This window comes from Curtobacterium oceanosedimentum, assembly GCF_040545555.1.
In the GTDB taxonomy this organism is placed as follows: domain Bacteria; phylum Actinomycetota; class Actinomycetes; order Actinomycetales; family Microbacteriaceae; genus Curtobacterium.
Genome location: NZ_JBEPMD010000002.1, coordinates 38,308 through 56,449 on the forward strand (window position 1 = coordinate 38,308; position 18,142 = coordinate 56,449).

Below are 18,142 nucleotides of genomic sequence, written 5' to 3' on the forward strand. Positions count from 1 at the left end.
CGCGAACACCCGGCCCACCGAGACGAGACGGTGGACCGGGTGTGGGGTGGGTGCTTACGCGCCGCCACCCGCGGTGAAGATGTCCTGCGAGATCTTGTCGAGCTGCGTGCGGAGCTGCTCGAGCTCGGTCTTCGCCTTGTCGAGGGCCGCCTTGGTCTCGGGCCAGGTCGACCCACGGAAGGTCGAGGCGAGCGGGCCGTCCCACACGTTCGAGTCGGACAGGATGCGCCCCTGGGCGTCGAGCTGCGAGATCTGGTCCGTGAACCCGCCGTTCACGATGGACTGGATCTGGCGGATGGCGGTCTTCGCCTGCTCGGTGGAAAGGACACGCGACATGGTCAACCTCATTCTCTTCGTACCTGCACCCCCGCGCAGTGGAATCCCCCCGGAGGCCTGAACGCCGCCCACCATACCCGCGGAGCCCGACAATGTCACCGTCCGTATATCGTGACGTTTCCTCCCCAGTCCGAGGGGCACGTTCGCGCTCGTCGGTGACACTCCTGCACAGGCTGGTCGTTCACGCGCGCTTTCCCCAGCGGTCACCCGTGCTCCTCCGAGCAGAGGGGGCTGGTGGCAGGATGTCGACATGGACACCGAACCGCAGCTCGACGGCGAATCCGTCGCTCCCGACCTCGACGACTTCGACGAGGTCGTCGAGATCGAGCACGAGTCGCTGCCGTCGGACCGCTACTTCGACCGCGAGCTGAGCTGGCTGCGCTTCAACCAGCGCGTGCTCGAACTGGGCGAGGACCGCACGCAGCCACTGCTCGAGCGTGCCAACTTCCTGGCGATCTTCGCGTCCAACCTCGACGAGTTCTTCATGGTGCGCGTCGCGGGTCTCAAGCGTCGCATCGACACCGGCATCGCCGTCCCGACCAACGTCGGCCGCGCGCCGAGCGACGTCCTGCGGGACATCGCCCGGAAGGCGCACGAGCTGCAGGACCGGCACGCGGCTGCCTTCATCGAGTCGCTGAAGCCGGACCTCGACGCCGCCGGGATCCACATCGAGCACTGGTCCGACCTCGACGAAGCCGACCGCCTGCGCATGCGGGAGTACTTCAACGAGCAGATCTTCCCGGTGCTCATGCCGCTCGCGGTCGACCCGGCGCACCCGTTCCCCTACATCTCCGGCCTGTCGCTGAACCTGGCGGTCCGAGTTCGGAACCCGAAGTCGCAGCGGCAGGAGTTCGCGCGCCTCAAGGTGCCGCAGAACTTCTCGCGCTTCATCGCGCTGCCCGACGACGGCTCCGGGCGGATGCGCTTCATCCCGCTCGAGGACCTCATCGCGAACCACCTCGACGACCTGTTCCCGGGGATGGAGGTCCTCGAGCACCACGTCTTCCGCGTCACCCGCAACGAGGACGTCGAGATCGAGGAGGACGAGGCCGAGAACCTCATCCAGGCGCTCGAGCGCGAGCTGCTCCGTCGCCGCTTCGGTCCGCCGATCCGTCTCGAGATCACCGAGGACATGGACCCGGTGACCCTCGACCTCCTCGTGCGCGAGCTCGACGTCACCGAGCAGGAGGTCTACCGCCTGCCGTCGCCGCTCGACCTCGGCGGCCTGTTCGAGATCGCGAAGATCGCCCGCCCGGACCTCCACTACCCGCGCCACGTCCCGACGACGCCGGTGCAGTTCCAGCCGGGCGAGCCGAACACGAAGCCCGACCTGTTCCGCGCCATCGGCTCGCGCGACGTCCTCGTGCACCACCCGTACGAGTCCTTCGCGACGAGCGTGCAGGCGTTCCTCGAGCAGGCCGCTGCCGACCCGAACGTCCTGGCGATCAAGCAGACGCTCTACCGCACGTCCGGCGACAGCCCGATCGTCGAGGCGCTGATCGACGCCGCCGCCGCGGGCAAGCAGGTCCTGGCTCTCGTCGAGATCAAGGCGCGCTTCGACGAGCAGAACAACATCACCTGGGCGCGCAAGCTCGAGAAGGCCGGGGTGCACGTCGTCTACGGCCTGGTCGGACTGAAGACGCACTCGAAGCTCGTGCTCGTCATCCGGCAGGAGGGCGGCACGCTCAAGCACTACAGCCACATCGGCACGGGCAACTACAACCCGAAGACCTCGCGCATCTACGAGGACATGGGGCTGTTCACCGCGGACGACACCGTGGGCAAGGACCTCACCCGTCTGTTCAACGAGCTGTCCGGCTACGCGATCGAGAAGAAGTTCAAGCGGCTGCTCGTCGCGCCGCTGCACCTGCGCAAGGGGCTCGTGAAGCGGATCCAGGCCGAGGCCGCCAACGCCCGCGCCGGAAAGCCGTCCGGCATCCGGATCAAGGTCAACTCGATGGTCGACGAGCAGATCATCGACGCGCTCTACCTGGCGAGCCAGGCCGGTGTGCCGATCGACGTCTGGGTGCGCGGCATCTGCTCGCTGAAGCCGGGCATCGAGGGCGTCAGCGAGACGATTCGCGTGCGCAGCGTCGTCGGCCGGTACCTCGAGCACTCGCGCGCCTTCACGTTCCACAACGACGGCGACCCGGTGGTGTTCATCGGTTCGGCCGACATGATGCACCGCAACCTCGACCGCCGCGTCGAGGCGCTGGTCCGGCTCACCGACCCGGCCCACGTGACCGAGGTCGAGGAGATGTTCGAACTCGCGATGGCGGAGTCGACGAGCTCGTGGCACCTCGAGTCCGACGGCGAGTGGACGCGCCACTCCACGGACCCGGACGGCCGTCCGCTCGACGACGTGCAGAATGTGCTCATGCGGAAGATCTCGGCCCGGAAGCGTTCGGCTCGGTGAGCGGCGGCCCCACGGGGCCCGTCGTCGCGGCGGGCGCGGTCGTCTGGCGTGAACGGGACGGAGTGCCGCTGGTGCTGCTCGTCCACCGGGACCACCACCAGGACGTCTCCCTGCCGAAGGGCAAGGTCGACCCCGGTGAGAGCATCCCGACGACCGCCGTGCGGGAGATCGACGAGGAGACCGGGTACCGCGTCCACCTCGGCGCCCCGCTCGGTACCGCGGAGTACGTGCTCCCGAGCGGTCGCGACAAGGTCGTGCACTACTGGTCCGCCCGCGTCGGCTCGAAGGAGTACGAACGGGCGGGGAAGTTCCGACCGAACGACGAGGTCGCCGCGATCGAGTGGGTGACCGTCGACCGGGCACGGGCACGGCTGACGTACGAACGCGACGTCGCGATCCTCGACCGGTTCGCCGACCGTGTCGCTGCGGGTGAGCACCGGACCTTCGCGCTGATCGCCCTCCGGCACGCGAAGACCGTGCCCGGTTCGGACTGGGACGGCCCCGATGCCACCCGTCCGCTGCTGCCGGTCGGACGGTCCCAGGCCAAGGCCGTCGCGGCTCCCGTCGCGGCGTTCGGTCCGAAGAAGATCGTCAGCAGCACGGCGGCTCGGTGCCTCGCGACCGTCGAGCCGCTCTCTGCGCGGACGAAGGTCGGGGTCTCGAGCACGACGGACATCAGCCAGGACGCCCACGACCGCGGGGCCGCCGACGTCAAGGGCGTCGTGCAGAAGCGGATCGCGAAGGCGAAGTCCGCCGTGCTGTGCTCCCACGGTCCGGTGCTGCCGGACATCATCGCGCGCATCGCCTCGGCCACCGCCGACGACCGCCGTCGCTTCGACCTCCGTCGGGCCGCGATGCTCTCGGTCGGGGACTTCGCCGTGCTGCACATCGCGGGCGAGAAGCTCGTCGCCGTCGAGACCCACCGCAACACGATCCCGGCCTGACCCCGGCGCCCGGTCGGACCGGGACGCAGCACAGCACGACACCCACGACCCACGACCCACCGTGCGGTCGCGACGCCCCGTCCTGCCCGCACCGCAGCGCTCCGGCCCGCTCGCACGGGTCCGCGCCCCGGTCAGCGCCCGCCGCACCGCGTCGTCCGGTCCGCATCCACCGGTCCGCACCCACCGGACCGCAGGCGACGAGGCGGAGGCGTGGCGCGCCTCCAGACCGGAACCCGCACCGCACCGCTGAACCGATGCGATCGCATCGTCCGTCCCCGCGCACGGTGACCCGATCCTGCACCCTCCGGGAATCGACCGCCCGGCGCCCGAGCCGGGACAACCCCTCGTTCACCTCCCGTTCACCGAGGAGCGTCATCCCCGTCACCTCGCGTCCCTACAGTCGCTCCCGGGTCAGCACCGGCCCGAGGGACCAGCAGCGGTCCCGCCTGCAATGACATTCCCGAAGGGACCCCTGTGAACATCAAGCGAATCGGTTCGATCGCAGCGATCGCGATCGCCGGCGCCGTCGTGCTGTCCTCCTGCGCGGCGAACGAGAGCGGCAGCGGCGAGTCCGCAGCGCCGACCTCGAGCTCGGGCACCGACTACTCGAAGCTCTCGGGCACGCTGACCGGCTCCGGCTCGTCGGCGCAGCAGACCGCTGAGGCCACCTGGGCTGCGAACTTCCAGAACGTCGCCTCCGGCGTGACGGTCAACTACTCGCCGGACGGCTCCGGCGCCGGCCGCAAGAACTTCATCTCGGGTGCCGCGGACTTCGCCGGCTCCGACGCCGCGCTCAAGGACGAGGAGCTCTCGGGCTCGTTCGGCCTGTGCGCGGACAAGGCCATCGACATCCCGGTCTACATCTCCCCGATCGCCATCGCCTACAAGGTCGAGGGCGTCTCCGACCTGACGCTCGACGCGAAGACCATCGCGGGCATCTTCTCGGGCAAGATCACCAAGTGGAACGCCTCCGAGATCGCCGACCTGAACAAGGGCGTCGACCTGCCGGACGCGAACATCACCGTGATCCACCGCTCGGACGACTCGGGCACCACGCAGAACTTCTCCGAGTACGTCTCGGCGAACGCGTCGGACGTCTGGACCGAGGCCCCCAGCCAGACCTTCCCGTACCAGGTCGGTGACTCGGCCAAGGGCACCTCGGGTGTCGCCTCGGCGATGGCCAGCGCCTCCAACGCCATCACCTACATCGACGACTCCGGCGCCGGTGACCTCGACAAGGCGAAGCTGATGGTCGGCGACAAGGCCACCGAGATCTCGGCCGAGGGCGCTGCCAAGGTCGTCGCGGACTCCGACACGGTCTCGGGCCGCTCGGAGAACGATCTCGCCATCGAGATCAACCGTAAGGACACCGCCGAGGGTGCCTGGCCGCTGGTCCTCGTCTCCTACGCGATCGCCTGCCAGGAGTACAAGGACTCCGCCAAGGGTGAGCTCGTGAAGGGCTACCTCGACTACGTCGTCACGCAGGACGCGCAGGAGGCCGCCGCGAAGGAGGCCAAGTCGGCCGCCCTCTCCTCCGACCTGTCGGAGAAGGCCGCCAAGGCCGTCGCCTCCATCAAGTAAGGCCCGCTGAGCGCCCGGACGCCGGTCCCACCCATCCTGACCGGCGTCCGGGTTCTCGCCCGTCCAGCGCGGACGCAGCACCGGCCGGACCGGACGCAGCACCAGCAGCACCGGCCGGACCGGACGCAGCACCAGCAGCACCGGCCGGACCGGACGCAGCACCGGCCGGACCGGACGCAGCACCAGCAGCGCCAGCAGCACCACCAGCTCCACCAGTTCCACCCCGTCGCCTCCCCCGGCCGCTCCTCGACGGAGCCCGGCCTCCCCTCCGACAGGAGTCCCATGACGACCGCACCGGCCCAGCCAGGGGCCACCGTCTCCCCCGCCAAGCCGAAGGCCGTCGTCCGCGTCGGCGACCGGGTGTTCTCGACCGCCTCGGTGGTCGCCGGCAGCCTGATCCTCTTCGTGCTCGTGCTCGTCGCCGCCTTCCTGGTCTGGCAGAGCATCCCCGCCTTCACGGCGAAGGTCGGCGAGCTGCCGAACAACGCCACGAGCTTCTGGGACTACGTCGGTCCGCTCGTGTTCGGTACCGTCTACTCGGCGCTCATCGCGCTCGTCATCGCCGTACCGCTCTCGCTGGGCATCGCGCTCTTCATCTCGCACTACGCACCGCGTCGCATCGCGCCGGTGCTCGGGTACGTCATCGACCTGCTGGCCGCGGTGCCGTCGGTCGTCTACGGCCTCTGGGGCATCGTGGTGCTCGCGCCGCTGCTCAAGCCGTTCTACGGCTTCCTCAACGAGTACCTCGGCTGGTTCCCGCTCTTCTCGGGGCAGGTCTCCGGCACGGGCCGCACCATCCTGACGGCATCGATCGTCCTCGCGGTGATGGCGATCCCGATCATGACCGCGGTCATGCGCGAGATCTTCCTGCAGGCCCCGACCCTCAACGAGGAGGCCGCACTCGCCCTCGGCGCGACGCGCTGGGAGATGATCCGCCTGTCGGTCCTGCCGTTCGCGAAGTCCGGCATCGTCTCGGCGATCATGCTCGGCCTCGGTCGCGCGCTGGGCGAGACGATGGCGATCGCCCTCGTGCTCTCGGTCTCGACCAACGTCACCTTCCAGATGCTGACGTCGCTCAACCCCTCCACGATCGCGGCGAACATCGCCCTGCAGTTCGCCGAGGCGTCGGGCACGGCCCTGAACGCCCTGGTCGCGTCGGGCCTGATCCTCTTCGTCATCACCCTGGTCATCAACATGCTGGCGCGCTACATCGTGCGCAAGCGGGTCTCCTGAGAGGTCACGCCCGATGTCCCTCGCCCTCCGTCAGACCGGCACCGCCGGCAACGTCTACGCCAACGGCAAGCTGCACAAGTCGGTGCCGTGGCTCCTCCTCGTCGGCTCCTGGGTCGCCCTGGTCGCGGTCTTCGCCCTGCTGAACGCGGGCGGTGCGGTCAAGGACTTCAACGTCGTCGCCGCCCTGTTCCTCGGCACCGTCCTGTTCGACGTCCTCATCGTCGTCGTGTCGCGCATCGTCGAGGGCGGGCGCAAGGCGGTCGACCGGCTCATCACCTCGCTGGTGATCACGGCGTTCGTCATCGCGGTGCTGCCGCTGGTGTCGCTGCTCTGGACCGTCCTGGCCGACGGTCTCGCCCGCTTCGACGCCCAGTACTTCAACTCCTCGATGCGCGGCGTCATCTCCGACGGCGGCGGCGCCCTGCACGCCCTCATCGGCACGCTCGAGATCACGCTGTTCGCCGCGCTCATCTCGGTGCCGATCGGCCTGCTCACCTCGATCTACCTGGTCGAGTACGGCAAGGGCGCGCTGGCGAAGGGCATCACGTTCTTCGTGGACGTCATGACGGGCATCCCGTCGATCGTCGCCGGTCTCTTCGCCTACTCGCTGTTCGCGCTGTTCCTCGGCCCGGGCGCCCGCTTCGGCCTCGTCGGCTCGATCGCGCTGAGCGTCCTGATGATCCCCGTGGTCGTCCGCTCCACCGAGGAGGTCCTGAAGATCGTCCCGATGGAGCTCCGCGAGGCCTCGTACGCGCTCGGCGTGCCGAAGTACCTGACGATCCTCAAGGTGGTGCTGCCGACCAGCCTGGCCGGCATCACGACGGGCGTCATGCTGTCGATCGCCCGTGTCATCGGCGAGACCGCGCCGCTGCTCGTCACGGCCGGCTTCACCGCGAGCATGAACTACGACCTGTTCAAGAACCCGATGATGACCCTGCCGGTCTTCGCGTACACGCAGTACTCGCAGCAGGGTGCCAACCCGGTGCCGTTCGTCGACCGGGCCTGGACCGCGGCGCTCGTGCTCATCCTCATCGTGATGGTGCTCAACCTGCTCGCCCGCTTCATCACCCGCCTCTTCGCCCCCAAGCTCCCCCGCTAGCGCCGACCGCCAGCGGAGCGGCACCCGGTCGGTGCACCCGACCAGCCCGCCAGCGCAGCGCGTCAGCCGTACGGCAACGACCATCCACCCCGGAGGAAACCACGTGTCCAAGCGCATCGAGGTCGACGGCCTCAACGTCTACTACTCGAAGTTCAAGGCCGTCGAGGGCGTCGACATGACGATCGAGCCCCGCACCGTCACCGCCTTCATCGGCCCGTCGGGCTGCGGCAAGTCCACCTTCCTCCGCACGCTGAACCGCATGCACGAGGTCATCCCCGGCGCGTACGTCGAGGGCTCCGTCAAGATCGACGGCGACGACCTGTACGGCCAGGGCGTCGACCCGGTGCTCGTCCGCCGTCAGGTCGGCATGGTGTTCCAGCGTCCGAACCCGTTCCCGACGATGTCGATCCGCGACAACGTGCTGGCCGGCGTGAAGCTCAACAACAAGCGCGTCTCGAAGTCCGAGGCCGACGACATCGTCGAGCGCTCGCTGCAGGGCGCGAACCTGTGGAACGAGGTCAAGGACCGCCTCGAGAAGCCGGGCATGGGCCTGTCCGGTGGGCAGCAGCAGCGTCTCTGCATCGCCCGCGCGATCGCCGTGCAGCCGGACGTCCTGCTCATGGACGAGCCGTGCTCGGCCCTCGACCCGATCTCCACGCTCGCGATCGAGGACCTGATCGAGGAGCTCAAGAAGGACTTCACGATCGTGATCGTCACGCACAACATGCAGCAGGCGTCGCGCGTCAGCGACAAGACCGCGTTCTTCAACATCGCGGGCACCGGTGCGCCGGGCAAGCTCATCGAGTTCGACGACACCGCCACGATCTTCTCGAACCCGTCCGTGCAGGCGACCGAGGACTACGTCTCGGGTCGCTTCGGGTGATCGGCGCCCGGTCCGTCTCCTGACGGTCGGCCTGGAGGCCCGGTGCACGTCCGCCACGGACGGCACCGGGCCTCGCTGCGTCGGTTCCGGCTCGTCGATGGAGCAGAAGACGTCGGGTCACTACACGGGACCCGACGTCTTCTGCTCCATCAACGAAAGAGGCGGACGAGGACGGACCCCGATCGCACCACGAACGTCGGTGCTACGCCTGGGTCGTGGGGACGGCCATGAGCGGCGTCGAGGTCGGCTGGTCGGACCCGCCCTCGGGCTCGACCGTCATGCCGATCGCCGCACCCGGCGTGAGCTTGCCGTCGAGGACCGCCGTGTGCACGCCGTTCCGGGCACCGTCGACCAGGCCGGCGGGGACGATCTCGCCGCCCTCGGACCCGATGTACCAGAGCTCGTAGGTCTTGCCCGCGGGAGCCTGCTCGACACCGTCGAGGATGACCGCGGACCTGCCGACGTCGTGCGACCAGACCACCGTCGCCGAGCCCCCACCGGGGACCTTCGCGGTCGTGCGCTGGAAGTCGGACGCGGCGTAGATGGAGTCGAGCGTGCCCGAGGCCTGGGTGGTCCCAGGGCCGGTGCCCTCGGTCTGACCGAAGTTCGTGCCGACACCGAGCCCGACACCGAGGAACACCACGGCGACGGCGGCTGCGGCGGACAGGGCGGCCGCGGGACGCTGGAACCAGCGGCGGCGGGCCTTCGCCGAGGCCGCACCCTCGTCGTGGCCGACGGCAGGACCCGCGCCGAACCCGACGACGTTCTCGGTCTCGGCGACCTGCGCCGGGGCGGGAGCCGCACCGGCGACGGGGGTGGGCGACGGGGCGGAGGCGAGCGGAGCCTCCAGACCGGTGCCCGACGAGGCAGCGTCCAGCGGAGCAGCCTGCGGCGTGCGGGCGATCTGTGCCATCAGCGACGTCTTGAGCGACGCCGACGGCTCGATCGGCTCGACGGCGTACGCGAGCTGCAGCGCGGTCTCGCGGAGCGAGTCCGTCTCCGCCTGCAGCTCCGGCGACGTCGTCAGGGCGTGCTCGAGGAGCGCGCGCTCGTCGTCCGACAGGGCGTCCAGGGCGTGCGACCCGGTGAGCAGGGCAGGGTCGTCGTGGCGTTCGGTCATGACGTCACCCCCATCTCGTCTCGGAGTCGGATCATCCCGTCACGGAGACGGGTCTTGACGGTGCCGATCGGGACACCGAGCCGTTCGGCCATCTCGCTGTGCGAGTAGCCGCCGTAGTACGCGAGTTGCACCGCCTGGCGCTGGAACTCGGTGAGCTTGGCGAGCGCGCGGCTGACGCGTTCGTGCTCGATCCGGATCTCGACCGACTCGGACACCTGGTCGAAACCGGACTCCAGGTCGCGGATGCCGATCTTGGTGTCCCGGTCGTGCGACGCCTGCGATGCCCGGATCCGGTCGACCGCTCGACGGTGGGCCATCGTGAGGACCCAGCTGGCGGCGGTGCCGCGTGAACGATCGAAGCGGGTGGCCTGCTGCCACACCTCGAGGAAGACCTCCTGCGTGACCTCCTCGGACTGGGCGCGGTCCTTGAGGAGTCGCGTGACCAGACCGAGCACACGGCCCGACAGGGCGTCGTAGAGGTCGGAGAAGGCTGCCTGGTCGCCGGAGGCGACACGAGCGAGCAGATCGTCAGGCGACACGGGTACGGGCTCGGTGGAGCTCCAGGCCTCGGTGTCGTGTTCCACGAGCGCAAGCATTGCAGGTTTCCCCCCTCTCGGTGGCATCGGTTCCGACATGTGCGTCCACTTCGCAGGTCGGGTTCGGGTGGTTCGGATCCTCGCGGCGTGGAGCGGGTGCGCGAGGGCCGCACGGCCCGCAGGGAATTGACCGGCGGGTACCGGACCGGGTCGAGCGGGCCCTCGCTGTGACGTCCGCGAGGAGCGTCACACCCTCTGTTCGGCACCGTCGCCCGAGCGGATTGGGCAGAGCTGCGTCGCGCTCGTGTCCAGGGCACGCCCGGCTGCGCTCCGTGTCCGTCGAGAGTGAACACGGTCACGCGCACAGGGCGACTCTCGTAGACTCGACGTCGCCGGGCCGCAGCAAGCCCCGGGCTCCAAAATTCGCCGCTTCGAGCGGCCTCGCGCCGAGAGGCGCTTCTGCGGCCCGGTCTTCGCACGTCCGGGGGCTTCCGCGGCTCGTCGTCCGCCGTCGTGGGCTGCTGCCTTGACGCGCCCCCGAGCCGACGTCGCACCCGTGTGCTCAGGGGCGCGACGTCCGGACCGGGGCGCGATCCGACTCGGACCCGGGTGGCAGTCGGTCTGGAGGCGCGCTGCCGGCCCGCCCCGCCGCTCGCTCAGTCCAGGCTGTCGCGACGCCAGAGCGCCGCCGCCTCGGTCAGGTCGGCGGCGAGTTCCGTCAACCGGAGCGCCCGACGGGTCAGCTCACTCGCGCGCTCCCCTGCCGTCAGGTCGGCATCGTCCGCGACCGAGGTCGCCCCCGCGGCGGTCAGCCGGCAGAACGCCGCGCCGCGGTCGAGCGCCACCGCGAGGTCGCCCGTGTACAGCCCGTGCAGGATGCTGTCCGCCAGGGTCAGGATCTCCGCCGGACCCGTCGGCTGCTCGGCGCCCGCGACGGCCTCGTCGATCGTGCCGATCTGCGCGGTGCCCCGCTCGAAGAAGTACGCGATCTCCTCCGGGTTCTGCCGGATGACGACCCGCACGAGGTAGATCCGCCACAGCGCCCCGGGGAGCGTGTGCGCACCGACGCGTGCCCACAGCTCGGCGATCGCGTCGATGCCGTGCACGTCCGTGTAGGTCACGAGCCGCTCGACCACCGCCGGGTCCGGGTCCTGCCGGACGCGGTGGAGCAGCGCGTTCGCCGTCTCGTGCGCCACACGGTTGACCAGGGCCGGGTCGTCACCGCCCTGGATCGCGGCGAACTCCTGGTCGGTGAAGTGGACGGGACGGTGGTGATCGCGAGGCACCCGGCGAGTGTAGGCGCGGCCGCCGACGTGCGCGTCCCCCGTTCGCCACGAACGCAACCGGGCACTCCCGGGTACCGTGCTCCGGCAGGGAGGCACTCCTCCCGGACGTTGAGAAGAGGAGACTCCATGAACGCCCTGCTCGTCATCCTGGCCGTGATCGCGGTCATCCTGCTGTTCGTCGGTGGCTTCACCGCGAGCCTCAAGTTCCTGCTGTGGGTCGGCATCGTGCTGCTCGTCATCGCGGTGATCGTGTGGCTCCTGCGGACGCTCACCGGGCGCCGCAGCTGACCGACAGCGCTGGTACCCGACTGGAGGCCCTCACCCGCTAGCCTTGCGGGTGAGGGCCTCTAGCTCAGTTGGTAGAGCACCGGACTTTTAATCCGTAGCCCCGCGATTCGGCGCAGTCGGCGTCGGTCGCGACGGCACGAGCTCGTTGATGGAGACACCGAGCACCCCCGCGACAGCCGAGAGGTCCGCGACATCGAACGGGATGTCGCCGCTGACCCGGCGCTGCCAGTAGCCGCGCGACGTACCGTCCTGCAGCAGCTCTGGCAGCTTGTAGGTCGCGATTCGACGCTTCGCGAGCATGCCGCGCACCTCATCGGCGACGGCAGTCACGTCAGGGTTGACGTGTCCACGGTGGAGCGGGGTCACATTCGTCATGCGCTCAACGTAGCAGTTGCGCGGTCAGCGTGCACGTGTTTCGTGCACCGAAACCACTGCGCGGCGCGATTGCACGACACGCGTGTAGAAACCGGCTTGACTCTGCACGGTGAGCGTGTAACGTCTCCGCCATGCAGAACAATCGCACGGTCGCCGATACGGTCCGCGCCGAGGTCGCCCGCAAGGGTCTGACGTCCAAGGACGTTGCCGCGGCGATCGATCGGTCGCGCACCGCCGCCTACCGGCGCATGTACGGCGAGGTTCCGTTCACCGTCGAGGAGCTCCGCGCCGTCGCCACCCTGGTCGGCTGCACGGTCTCCTACCTGCTCGGCGAGGAAGCGCTCAGCGCATGATCGTCGTCGCCGTGATCCTGTTCCTCGCCGCGGAAGCGCTGATCATCGCGATCGGCTTCGCCGCCCGGCCCTAACCCCACCCATCCAACAGCGCCCATCCGAGGCGCTATTCGTCGCGCCCGAAAGGTGCCCCCAGATGTCCAAGCTCCGCGAAAATCTGCTCGCAGCAGCGTTCGGGACCGCCGTCCTGCTCGCGATGTTCCTCCCGTCGGCCATCCGATGAGGTACCGCCTCCCGCCCTCGTGGACAGTCGTTCTCTTCGCGCTCGCCGCATCGTGCGTCGCGGCGGCGCTGATCCTCACCACGAGCTGATGGGTCGCAGCAGAGGACGCGAGCGCGGACGCGTCGTTGACGAGCTGCGCCGCGACCTCGCCGCCGCCACCGCAGACCGGCAGAGCGACCCGCCCGCAATCGACTGGCACCTCGCACCGAACCGCACGGTCATCAGCGAGACGACCACCGTCCGAACCCTGACCGCCGACGACATCGATGCCGTCGTCTCGTTCCGCACCGGGGGTACCCCCGGACAGCGCGACATGCACCTGCAGACCGTCGGACGCCTCGTCGGCATCCGACCCGTCTCCGACGCGACACGCACTGCCGCGGCGGTCGACCTCATCGTCCGGCAGGGACTCACTCAAGCCACGCTCCGCGTCGCACTCGGCGAACCGATCACCATCCGGAGAACACCATGACCGCCACAGGCCACGACCTCGCAGTCGACGGCTACCCACACGGGACACCCGAGGGATACCGCCTCGGATGCCGCGGATCGGTCTGCCCGAACGGCGAGACCAACGGACAGTCCTGCCGCGCCGCGAACATGCGCGCCAACGGCGATTGGCAGTACGCGAAGCTCGTCCGCGAGGGCGCGCCGCTCGAGGTGCTGCAGCAGCCGGCGCACTACGCGGCCGAGCCCGAAACTCGCCCCAGCCGCTCGCCGCGCACGCGCCCGCTTCGCCAGCCTGCCACCCGACCCGAACCGAAGCCGCGCGAGACCCGTCCGGCCGGTCCGCAGCCGGACGCCGCTCCGTCCGCGCCGCAGCGCGCAGTCACGATCACCCACGGAACGCCTGGCGGCTACAACCACCACGGGTGCCGGTGCGCAGCATGTAGGGGCTGGCAACGCGAGTACGCCCGTGAGCGAGCCGCTCGCAAGCGCGCCGCTGCTGCAGTGCAGGTCACGGGTGACCCGACCCACGGAACCGCCGTCCTGCAGCCGGCGGTCAGCCCCGGCGAGGCAGCAGCGATGTTCGACGACGTCCACGCACGCACCAGCGAAGTGCGCAGCGCCCTGCTCGACAAGGACGAACGCGCCTGGGAGCTGATGTCCGCGCTCGCCGACTGCCTCGACGACGTCGCCGCGACGTTCCGCGAGTCGATCGGCAGGTCCTCGTGAGCGCGGCGGTGCGGTTCGGACTCGACCTTCACAAGGCGATCCGCGCCGAGTTCGAGGACTACCGCGCCGCCGCGTACGAGGCAGCGTCCGAGGCATGCCGCGGGCGGCTGCTCAACGCGCGAGGTGAACGCGCCGGCATCGACGCATGGGACCTGTTCATCGGCAACGGCGCACGAGCTCGTGCCTACGCGTCCCCCGAGCTGCTCGAGCACTGGGAGACGCACCCCCGCATCACCGTCGCCGAGTACGAGCGCCAGTCGCTCACCCGCCACCTTCACGAATCCGGAGCCGCAGCATGACCGCCCTGCTCGATCACGACACCGTGCTCGACGAATCGATCCTCGACGACGTCCCTCGCTGCAGCATCGTCGTCCGCGACGTCGGTGGCGTCACCTACTGCAGCGACCCGGCGACCTGGACTGGTCGTCTGCCGTGCGGACACAACGTGCTCGTCTGCAGCCCGCATCAATCACGGTTCAGCACCCACAGCCACCCAGTGCGCTGCCCGTGTGGCTCGTTCTGCACGACCAACGACATGCAGTGGAGCGCGCTGTGAGCGCCCGGCAGTGGACGCTCGAGTTCGAGTGGGAGCGCCCGCTGCTTTCCGCGAACGACCGCTACGGCTGGCGCGAGCGGCACCAGCGCACGAGGCTCGCTCGCACGTCGGCGCGCCTCAAAGCGTGGCAGGCGCACATCCCGGCCCTCGACAAGGTGCACGTGCACCTCGTCTGGCAGGTCGCCGACCGACGGCGTCGGGACGGCAACGAGAACCTCGCGCCGACCCTCAAGGCGCTCATCGACGGGATCGTCGATGCCGGCGTCGTCCCGGACGACACGCCCAACCTCGTCGAACGCTCGTCGCCGGCCATCGAGTACCTCGGTCCCGGCCACGCGAAGCGCGACCAGCGTGTCCTGCTCGTCGTCACGGAGGTCGACGCCTGATGCCGTGGCAGAAGATCGACGACCAATTCGGAATCTCGCAGAAGGTCATCCGCATCCCTCGGAAGCGTCGGCAGCAGTGCATCGGCCTATGGACCCTCGTCGGGAACTACGCCATCCGCACCCTGACCGACGGCATCGTCGAGGCGCACGAGCTCGACGAGCTCGACGCACGCGACAGCGACATCGACGAGCTCGTCCGTGTCGGCCTATGGCACCGCCCCGACCACACGTGCGAGTCGTGCGTGCAACCGCCCTCAGGCGGCATCACGATCCACGACTTCCTCGAGTACCACCCGAGCCGCGAACAGGTGCTCGCCGACCGCAAGTCGGAGCGTGATCGGAAAGCGGCCTACCGGGCGTCCAAGCGGAGTCCCAGTGGGACAACCGACGGGACTCCGGCAGGAATCCAAGCGGCGTCCGGACTACCCGTCCCAGTCCCGTCCCAGTCCCGTCCCGTCCCGACCTCTGGACTGGACATTGATGACGAAACACAGGTCCGTCCAGAAGTAGACGCGCGAGTCCGGACGGACCTGGTGTTCGACGACATGGTGCAGGCACGAGCGCTCCGAGCCGGAGCCAAGGACATCCGCCGACTGCACGGCCTCCTCGAGCGCGCCGTCCGCCCCGTGGGACCGCTGTCGCCCATGGCCGCGGTGCTGCTCATCGAGGCGATCACCAATCGCGCCCGCGGCGAGGTGCAGGACGTGGACGCCTACATCGTCATCGTCGCCCGCAACCCAGTCGACGTCCAGGGGCTCTACCAGTCCGAGGACCTCGAGTTCGTCTCCCGCCAGGACCTCACCGATCGGAGCATCGCATGACCCGTCAGGACGAGTGGACAGCCATCGGCAACACCCTCGCACGCATCGCCACCGAGCGCCGCGACGAACGCGTCGCGATGCTCGGCGGCAGCGGCACCATTGGCCTCGTCGCCTACGAGACCAGTGGCACCCGATCCGACATCATCCGCATCAGCCTCGACGAAGTCGCCACCATCGCGCTCGACGCCGTCAACCACGTCCGCGGCGGACAGCCCGCCACGGGCGAAGTCGACGCGCTCGCCGGAGCCATCAGCGACGCGCTCTGGAACCGCGACTACGTCGCCGAGTCCCGACAGCGCGCAGACCTGACCGGCGCACCGCTCGTTGACGACGTCCGCGCCATCCAAGCCCGCCGCGCAGCACACGCAGCCCTCACCCACCTCAGGAGCACCCGATGAGCAAGCACCCCGTCACCATCACCGCCGACCAGCTCAGCGCCAGCCACATCGGCAGCGACCTCACCATCCGCCCTGCCGACTCGCGCGCCACGATCACCGCACCGCTCATCGCCGTCCGCTCGAACCGCGACGATGTGGCCGTCCGCGTCTCGCTCGAGGGCGTACGCGGCACCGACCCCTACGCGATGTGGCCGCTCGACCCGTCGTCTGAGGTCATCGTCACGCCGGCCTCCGAGGAGCGTGCGTCGTGACGATCACACAGCCCGTCGTGCACGTCACGATCGCGCCCACACCATCACCCGCCACCGTCGCCGCACTCCGCGCCCGCATCGCCGCCCGCGCAGACCGCATCGCCCGATGGAACGCCGACATCGACATCGTCGTCATCACCGCGCTCGCCGCAGACGACGCCGGCCACGGCATCGCCATCGCAGCCGACTACTGCGCCGGCACCATCACCGCCGAGCTCGACGAGGACATTCCCGCCGGCTACGCGCTCGTCAGCGGCCCCGGACAGCTCCCGCGACTCGTCCACCTGTCCACCATCAACCTCGCCCGGAGCGTCTGATGCTCGCCCTCACCCTCGCCGTGATCATCGCGCTCGCCGTGGCCTGCGCCCTCGCCGTAGCGGGTCGACCCGGCAGTCCCGCACGCACCGTCTCGACGTGGGCATTCGGCGTCGTCGCCGGCCTCGCCCTCGCCATCCTGATCGGAGCTCACTCGTGAACACGAACTACACGCACCCGACCATCAACGACGTCTCGATCGACACCGTCATTGAGCTCGCCGTCACCCGCCAGCAGAACCGCATCGCGATCGTCGGCGCGAACCACGGCCAGCGACGCCAGGCACTCGCCGCGATCCACGACCGCATCGACGAGGCGCACGTGTTCGCGAATCCGCTGCAGATGCTGCTCACGGCGGGTGCTGAGCGGATCGTCCTGCCGAACGGCGGTGTCGTGAGCTTTCACTCGACGAGCCGGTCGGCGCTGCGCGGGAGCCTCTACGAGCTCGTCGCGTTCGACATGCCCCGCAGCGACGTCCCCGAGCGGCTCGTCGAGGACGGGCAGCTCGCCACCCTCACCACGGGCGGCGCTGTCGGGTTCCTGACGTGGACACCATGACCAGACGCCACCTGCCCGAGGTGCGCGTGCTCAAGATCAGCACGCTCGCCGCCCGGATCGACGCGCTCGACTCCGGACGGTTCCGGCCGTGGGTGTGGAGGTGCTTGCGACCGAGCTGCATCGTGTTCGGCCTCGACCACCATCACCAGCTCTGGGCAGACGCGTTCGACTCGGCCGTCCGGCACGCACGCCTCCACAGCCTCGACCAGGACCACCGCCTCGACGCTCACCGGACCCGCACCAACCGCCTCGTTTTCCATCAACCCACGGTTGACGCCGAACGGGACGCTCCGGACGGCCACGGATGAGCCGAAGCAAGCGCCACCGCGACAGCGTCGAGACCAGCGAGTACCTCGGCGCAGCTCGCCGCTTCATCCGCGCCGCAGGACGCCGAGTCGCAGACGCCGACGAGCACGAGCTGCACGACCTGCTCGAGCTGCAGCAGGTCCTCGCCGACGCGATACAGGACGCAGTCGACGGACAGCTCGCGATGGGCAAGTCCTGGTCCGACATCGCCCGCGCCACAGGCAAGACACCCCAGGCCGCGCACAAGCGCTGGTCCCACAAGCACCCGGAGAACACACCATGACCGCACCCACGATCCCGCTCAACGCCGAGGTCATCGACATCACCGAAGCCGACTTCGCCCTCTGCTACGCCGACGACGACTACCCGTTCTTCGAGGACGAGGACGGTGGCCGCGTCTACGCCTACGGCCACACCGACCCGACGGCGCTCGCCGCAGCGATCTGCGCATGGTCCGTCGAGTGTGGTGCCACCGAACCAGGCGACGACGACCCCGCCGACGTCACCAAGCAGCTCAAGCAGCGCTGGGGCATCGGCTACGTCCCGAACGCGCAGAACCCCGACGAGTGGCGCTTCACCTGGGACGGCGTCACCGCCACAACCCCCCACGCGTTCCCGTTCACGATGTTGGACCGCTGATGACGCTGACGATCGGCACCCGCTTCGCCGCGTGCCCCATCTGCGTCCACCGAGGACGCACCA

The 18,142-nt window shown here is 69.5% G+C and carries 27 protein-coding genes; 22 read left to right on the forward strand and 5 right to left on the reverse strand.

The window, feature by feature from the left end; translation table 11 throughout:
* Nucleotides 1-54: 54 nt before the first annotated feature.
* A complete protein-coding gene (locus ABIC52_RS01945; protein WP_058729289.1) occupies nt 55-336 on the reverse strand; it encodes a hypothetical protein in 282 nt (93 codons plus the stop codon).
* 250 nt (nt 337-586) lie between these two features.
* On the opposite strand from ABIC52_RS01945, the gene ABIC52_RS01950 reads away from it, so the two are divergent.
* The 6 genes from ABIC52_RS01950 (at nt 587) to pstB (ending at nt 8,492) form a co-directional block, all read left to right on the forward strand.
* Nucleotides 587-2,752 carry an RNA degradosome polyphosphate kinase gene (locus tag ABIC52_RS01950; protein WP_126890878.1) on the forward strand — a complete coding sequence of 722 codons (2,166 nt, stop codon included), beginning with the start codon at nt 587-589 and terminating at the stop codon, nt 2,750-2,752.
* Complete coding sequence (locus tag ABIC52_RS01955; RefSeq protein WP_126890879.1) at nt 2,749-3,696, forward strand: NUDIX hydrolase; 948 nt, start codon at nt 2,749-2,751, stop codon at nt 3,694-3,696. The genes ABIC52_RS01950 and ABIC52_RS01955 overlap by 4 nt, the downstream gene beginning before the upstream one ends.
* Before the next feature lie 474 nt (nt 3,697-4,170).
* Nucleotides 4,171-5,277: a phosphate ABC transporter substrate-binding protein PstS gene (locus ABIC52_RS01960; protein ID WP_354026488.1), complete on the forward strand. Its 1,107-nt coding sequence runs from the start codon at nt 4,171-4,173 to the stop codon at nt 5,275-5,277.
* 282 nt (nt 5,278-5,559) lie between these two features.
* Nucleotides 5,560-6,510, forward strand: coding sequence for a phosphate ABC transporter permease subunit PstC (pstC, locus tag ABIC52_RS01965; RefSeq protein WP_209675461.1), 951 nt, complete (start codon nt 5,560-5,562; stop codon nt 6,508-6,510).
* Between the two features lie 13 nt (nt 6,511-6,523).
* A complete protein-coding gene (gene pstA, locus ABIC52_RS01970; protein ID WP_126890882.1) occupies nt 6,524-7,609 on the forward strand; it encodes a phosphate ABC transporter permease PstA in 1,086 nt (361 codons plus the stop codon).
* A gap of 103 nt (nt 7,610-7,712) precedes the next feature.
* Nucleotides 7,713-8,492, forward strand: coding sequence for a phosphate ABC transporter ATP-binding protein PstB (pstB, locus tag ABIC52_RS01975; protein WP_111228243.1), 780 nt, complete (start codon nt 7,713-7,715; stop codon nt 8,490-8,492).
* A 202-nt stretch (nt 8,493-8,694) separates the two neighbouring features.
* Here pstB and ABIC52_RS01980 read toward each other — a convergent pair whose 3' ends face one another.
* From ABIC52_RS01980 to ABIC52_RS01990, 3 genes are all read right to left on the reverse strand, one after another.
* On the reverse strand, nt 8,695-9,612 hold the full coding sequence (locus tag ABIC52_RS01980; RefSeq protein WP_126890883.1) for an anti-sigma factor: 918 nt from the start codon (nt 9,610-9,612) through the stop codon (nt 8,695-8,697).
* Nucleotides 9,609-10,208, reverse strand: a complete 600-nt coding sequence (locus ABIC52_RS01985; RefSeq protein WP_126890884.1) for a sigma-70 family RNA polymerase sigma factor — start codon at nt 10,206-10,208, stop codon at nt 9,609-9,611. The genes ABIC52_RS01980 and ABIC52_RS01985 overlap by 4 nt, the downstream gene beginning before the upstream one ends.
* A 596-nt stretch (nt 10,209-10,804) precedes the next feature.
* The gene (locus ABIC52_RS01990; RefSeq protein WP_126890885.1) at nt 10,805-11,434 is read right to left on the reverse strand and encodes a DNA-directed RNA polymerase subunit beta; all 630 of its coding nucleotides are present in this window, start codon (nt 11,432-11,434) and stop codon (nt 10,805-10,807) included.
* Nucleotides 11,435-11,560: 126 nt separating this feature from the next.
* Here ABIC52_RS01990 and ABIC52_RS01995 point away from each other — a divergent pair, with 126 nt between their 5' ends.
* Nucleotides 11,561-11,722 (forward strand): DUF2207 domain-containing protein, encoded by a 162-nt coding sequence (locus tag ABIC52_RS01995; protein WP_148113331.1) that lies wholly within the window; start codon nt 11,561-11,563, stop codon nt 11,720-11,722.
* Nucleotides 11,723-11,809: 87 nt separating this feature from the next.
* Here ABIC52_RS01995 and ABIC52_RS02000 read toward each other — a convergent pair whose 3' ends face one another.
* Nucleotides 11,810-12,097 (reverse strand): hypothetical protein, encoded by a 288-nt coding sequence (locus ABIC52_RS02000; protein ID WP_354026489.1) that lies wholly within the window; start codon nt 12,095-12,097, stop codon nt 11,810-11,812.
* 131 nt (nt 12,098-12,228) lie between these two features.
* On the opposite strand from ABIC52_RS02000, the gene ABIC52_RS02005 reads away from it, so the two are divergent.
* The 15 genes from ABIC52_RS02005 (at nt 12,229) to ABIC52_RS02075 (ending at nt 18,079) form a co-directional block, all read left to right on the forward strand.
* Nucleotides 12,229-12,450: a helix-turn-helix domain-containing protein gene (locus ABIC52_RS02005; protein WP_354026490.1), complete on the forward strand. Its 222-nt coding sequence runs from the start codon at nt 12,229-12,231 to the stop codon at nt 12,448-12,450.
* 311 nt (nt 12,451-12,761) lie between these two features.
* Complete coding sequence (locus ABIC52_RS02010; protein ID WP_354026491.1) at nt 12,762-13,145, forward strand: hypothetical protein; 384 nt, start codon at nt 12,762-12,764, stop codon at nt 13,143-13,145.
* Complete coding sequence (locus tag ABIC52_RS02015; RefSeq protein ID WP_354026492.1) at nt 13,142-13,849, forward strand: hypothetical protein; 708 nt, start codon at nt 13,142-13,144, stop codon at nt 13,847-13,849. The genes ABIC52_RS02010 and ABIC52_RS02015 overlap by 4 nt, the downstream gene beginning before the upstream one ends.
* The gene (locus ABIC52_RS02020) at nt 13,846-14,148 is read left to right on the forward strand and encodes a hypothetical protein (RefSeq protein WP_354026493.1); all 303 of its coding nucleotides are present in this window, start codon (nt 13,846-13,848) and stop codon (nt 14,146-14,148) included. The genes ABIC52_RS02015 and ABIC52_RS02020 overlap by 4 nt, the downstream gene beginning before the upstream one ends.
* Nucleotides 14,145-14,405: a hypothetical protein gene (locus ABIC52_RS02025; RefSeq protein ID WP_354026494.1), complete on the forward strand. Its 261-nt coding sequence runs from the start codon at nt 14,145-14,147 to the stop codon at nt 14,403-14,405. The genes ABIC52_RS02020 and ABIC52_RS02025 overlap by 4 nt, the downstream gene beginning before the upstream one ends.
* Nucleotides 14,402-14,791 carry a RusA family crossover junction endodeoxyribonuclease gene (locus ABIC52_RS02030; protein WP_354026495.1) on the forward strand — a complete coding sequence of 130 codons (390 nt, stop codon included), beginning with the start codon at nt 14,402-14,404 and terminating at the stop codon, nt 14,789-14,791. The genes ABIC52_RS02025 and ABIC52_RS02030 overlap by 4 nt, the downstream gene beginning before the upstream one ends.
* A complete protein-coding gene (locus ABIC52_RS02035; protein WP_354026496.1) occupies nt 14,791-15,612 on the forward strand; it encodes a hypothetical protein in 822 nt (273 codons plus the stop codon). The genes ABIC52_RS02030 and ABIC52_RS02035 overlap by 1 nt, the downstream gene beginning before the upstream one ends.
* On the forward strand, nt 15,609-16,010 hold the full coding sequence (locus ABIC52_RS02040) for a hypothetical protein (protein WP_354026497.1): 402 nt from the start codon (nt 15,609-15,611) through the stop codon (nt 16,008-16,010). The genes ABIC52_RS02035 and ABIC52_RS02040 overlap by 4 nt, the downstream gene beginning before the upstream one ends.
* Nucleotides 16,007-16,261 carry a hypothetical protein gene (locus tag ABIC52_RS02045; protein WP_354026498.1) on the forward strand — a complete coding sequence of 85 codons (255 nt, stop codon included), beginning with the start codon at nt 16,007-16,009 and terminating at the stop codon, nt 16,259-16,261. Before ABIC52_RS02040 ends, ABIC52_RS02045 begins: the two co-directional genes overlap by 4 nt.
* Nucleotides 16,258-16,578, forward strand: a complete 321-nt coding sequence (locus ABIC52_RS02050) for a hypothetical protein (RefSeq protein WP_354026499.1) — start codon at nt 16,258-16,260, stop codon at nt 16,576-16,578. Before ABIC52_RS02045 ends, ABIC52_RS02050 begins: the two co-directional genes overlap by 4 nt.
* The gene (locus ABIC52_RS02055; RefSeq protein ID WP_354026500.1) at nt 16,578-16,736 is read left to right on the forward strand and encodes a hypothetical protein; all 159 of its coding nucleotides are present in this window, start codon (nt 16,578-16,580) and stop codon (nt 16,734-16,736) included. The genes ABIC52_RS02050 and ABIC52_RS02055 overlap by 1 nt, the downstream gene beginning before the upstream one ends.
* On the forward strand, nt 16,733-17,134 hold the full coding sequence (locus ABIC52_RS02060; protein WP_354026501.1) for a hypothetical protein: 402 nt from the start codon (nt 16,733-16,735) through the stop codon (nt 17,132-17,134). The genes ABIC52_RS02055 and ABIC52_RS02060 overlap by 4 nt, the downstream gene beginning before the upstream one ends.
* Nucleotides 17,131-17,442 (forward strand): hypothetical protein, encoded by a 312-nt coding sequence (locus ABIC52_RS02065; protein WP_354026502.1) that lies wholly within the window; start codon nt 17,131-17,133, stop codon nt 17,440-17,442. Before ABIC52_RS02060 ends, ABIC52_RS02065 begins: the two co-directional genes overlap by 4 nt.
* Entirely contained in the window at nt 17,439-17,723 is a 285-nt protein-coding gene (locus tag ABIC52_RS02070; RefSeq protein ID WP_354026503.1) for a hypothetical protein, read from the forward strand. The genes ABIC52_RS02065 and ABIC52_RS02070 overlap by 4 nt, the downstream gene beginning before the upstream one ends.
* Nucleotides 17,720-18,079, forward strand: a complete 360-nt coding sequence (locus tag ABIC52_RS02075; protein WP_354026504.1) for a hypothetical protein — start codon at nt 17,720-17,722, stop codon at nt 18,077-18,079. Before ABIC52_RS02070 ends, ABIC52_RS02075 begins: the two co-directional genes overlap by 4 nt.
* Nucleotides 18,080-18,142 lie beyond the last annotated feature (63 nt).

What these genes read in the sequence shown, in the direction of transcription:
- ABIC52_RS01945 (WP_058729289.1), bottom strand. Translation starts at nt 336, where the DNA reads ATGTCGCGTGTCCTTTCCACCGAGCAGGCGAAGACCGCCATCCGCCAG.
- ABIC52_RS01950 (WP_126890878.1), top strand. Translation starts at nt 587, where the DNA reads ATGGACACCGAACCGCAGCTCGACGGCGAATCCGTCGCTCCCGACCTC.
- pstC (WP_209675461.1), top strand. Translation starts at nt 5,560, where the DNA reads ATGACGACCGCACCGGCCCAGCCAGGGGCCACCGTCTCCCCCGCCAAG.
- pstA (WP_126890882.1), top strand. Translation starts at nt 6,524, where the DNA reads ATGTCCCTCGCCCTCCGTCAGACCGGCACCGCCGGCAACGTCTACGCC.
- ABIC52_RS01980 (WP_126890883.1), bottom strand. Translation starts at nt 9,612, where the DNA reads ATGACCGAACGCCACGACGACCCTGCCCTGCTCACCGGGTCGCACGCC.
- ABIC52_RS01985 (WP_126890884.1), bottom strand. Translation starts at nt 10,208, where the DNA reads ATGCTTGCGCTCGTGGAACACGACACCGAGGCCTGGAGCTCCACCGAG.
- ABIC52_RS01995 (WP_148113331.1), top strand. Translation starts at nt 11,561, where the DNA reads ATGAACGCCCTGCTCGTCATCCTGGCCGTGATCGCGGTCATCCTGCTG.
- ABIC52_RS02000 (WP_354026489.1), bottom strand. Translation starts at nt 12,097, where the DNA reads ATGACGAATGTGACCCCGCTCCACCGTGGACACGTCAACCCTGACGTG.
- ABIC52_RS02005 (WP_354026490.1), top strand. Translation starts at nt 12,229, where the DNA reads ATGCAGAACAATCGCACGGTCGCCGATACGGTCCGCGCCGAGGTCGCC.
- ABIC52_RS02010 (WP_354026491.1), top strand. Translation starts at nt 12,762, where the DNA reads ATGGGTCGCAGCAGAGGACGCGAGCGCGGACGCGTCGTTGACGAGCTG.
- ABIC52_RS02015 (WP_354026492.1), top strand. Translation starts at nt 13,142, where the DNA reads ATGACCGCCACAGGCCACGACCTCGCAGTCGACGGCTACCCACACGGG.
- ABIC52_RS02025 (WP_354026494.1), top strand. Translation starts at nt 14,145, where the DNA reads ATGACCGCCCTGCTCGATCACGACACCGTGCTCGACGAATCGATCCTC.
- ABIC52_RS02035 (WP_354026496.1), top strand. Translation starts at nt 14,791, where the DNA reads ATGCCGTGGCAGAAGATCGACGACCAATTCGGAATCTCGCAGAAGGTC.
- ABIC52_RS02040 (WP_354026497.1), top strand. Translation starts at nt 15,609, where the DNA reads ATGACCCGTCAGGACGAGTGGACAGCCATCGGCAACACCCTCGCACGC.
- ABIC52_RS02045 (WP_354026498.1), top strand. Translation starts at nt 16,007, where the DNA reads ATGAGCAAGCACCCCGTCACCATCACCGCCGACCAGCTCAGCGCCAGC.
- ABIC52_RS02055 (WP_354026500.1), top strand. Translation starts at nt 16,578, where the DNA reads ATGCTCGCCCTCACCCTCGCCGTGATCATCGCGCTCGCCGTGGCCTGC.
- ABIC52_RS02065 (WP_354026502.1), top strand. Translation starts at nt 17,131, where the DNA reads ATGACCAGACGCCACCTGCCCGAGGTGCGCGTGCTCAAGATCAGCACG.
- ABIC52_RS02070 (WP_354026503.1), top strand. Translation starts at nt 17,439, where the DNA reads ATGAGCCGAAGCAAGCGCCACCGCGACAGCGTCGAGACCAGCGAGTAC.
- ABIC52_RS02075 (WP_354026504.1), top strand. Translation starts at nt 17,720, where the DNA reads ATGACCGCACCCACGATCCCGCTCAACGCCGAGGTCATCGACATCACC.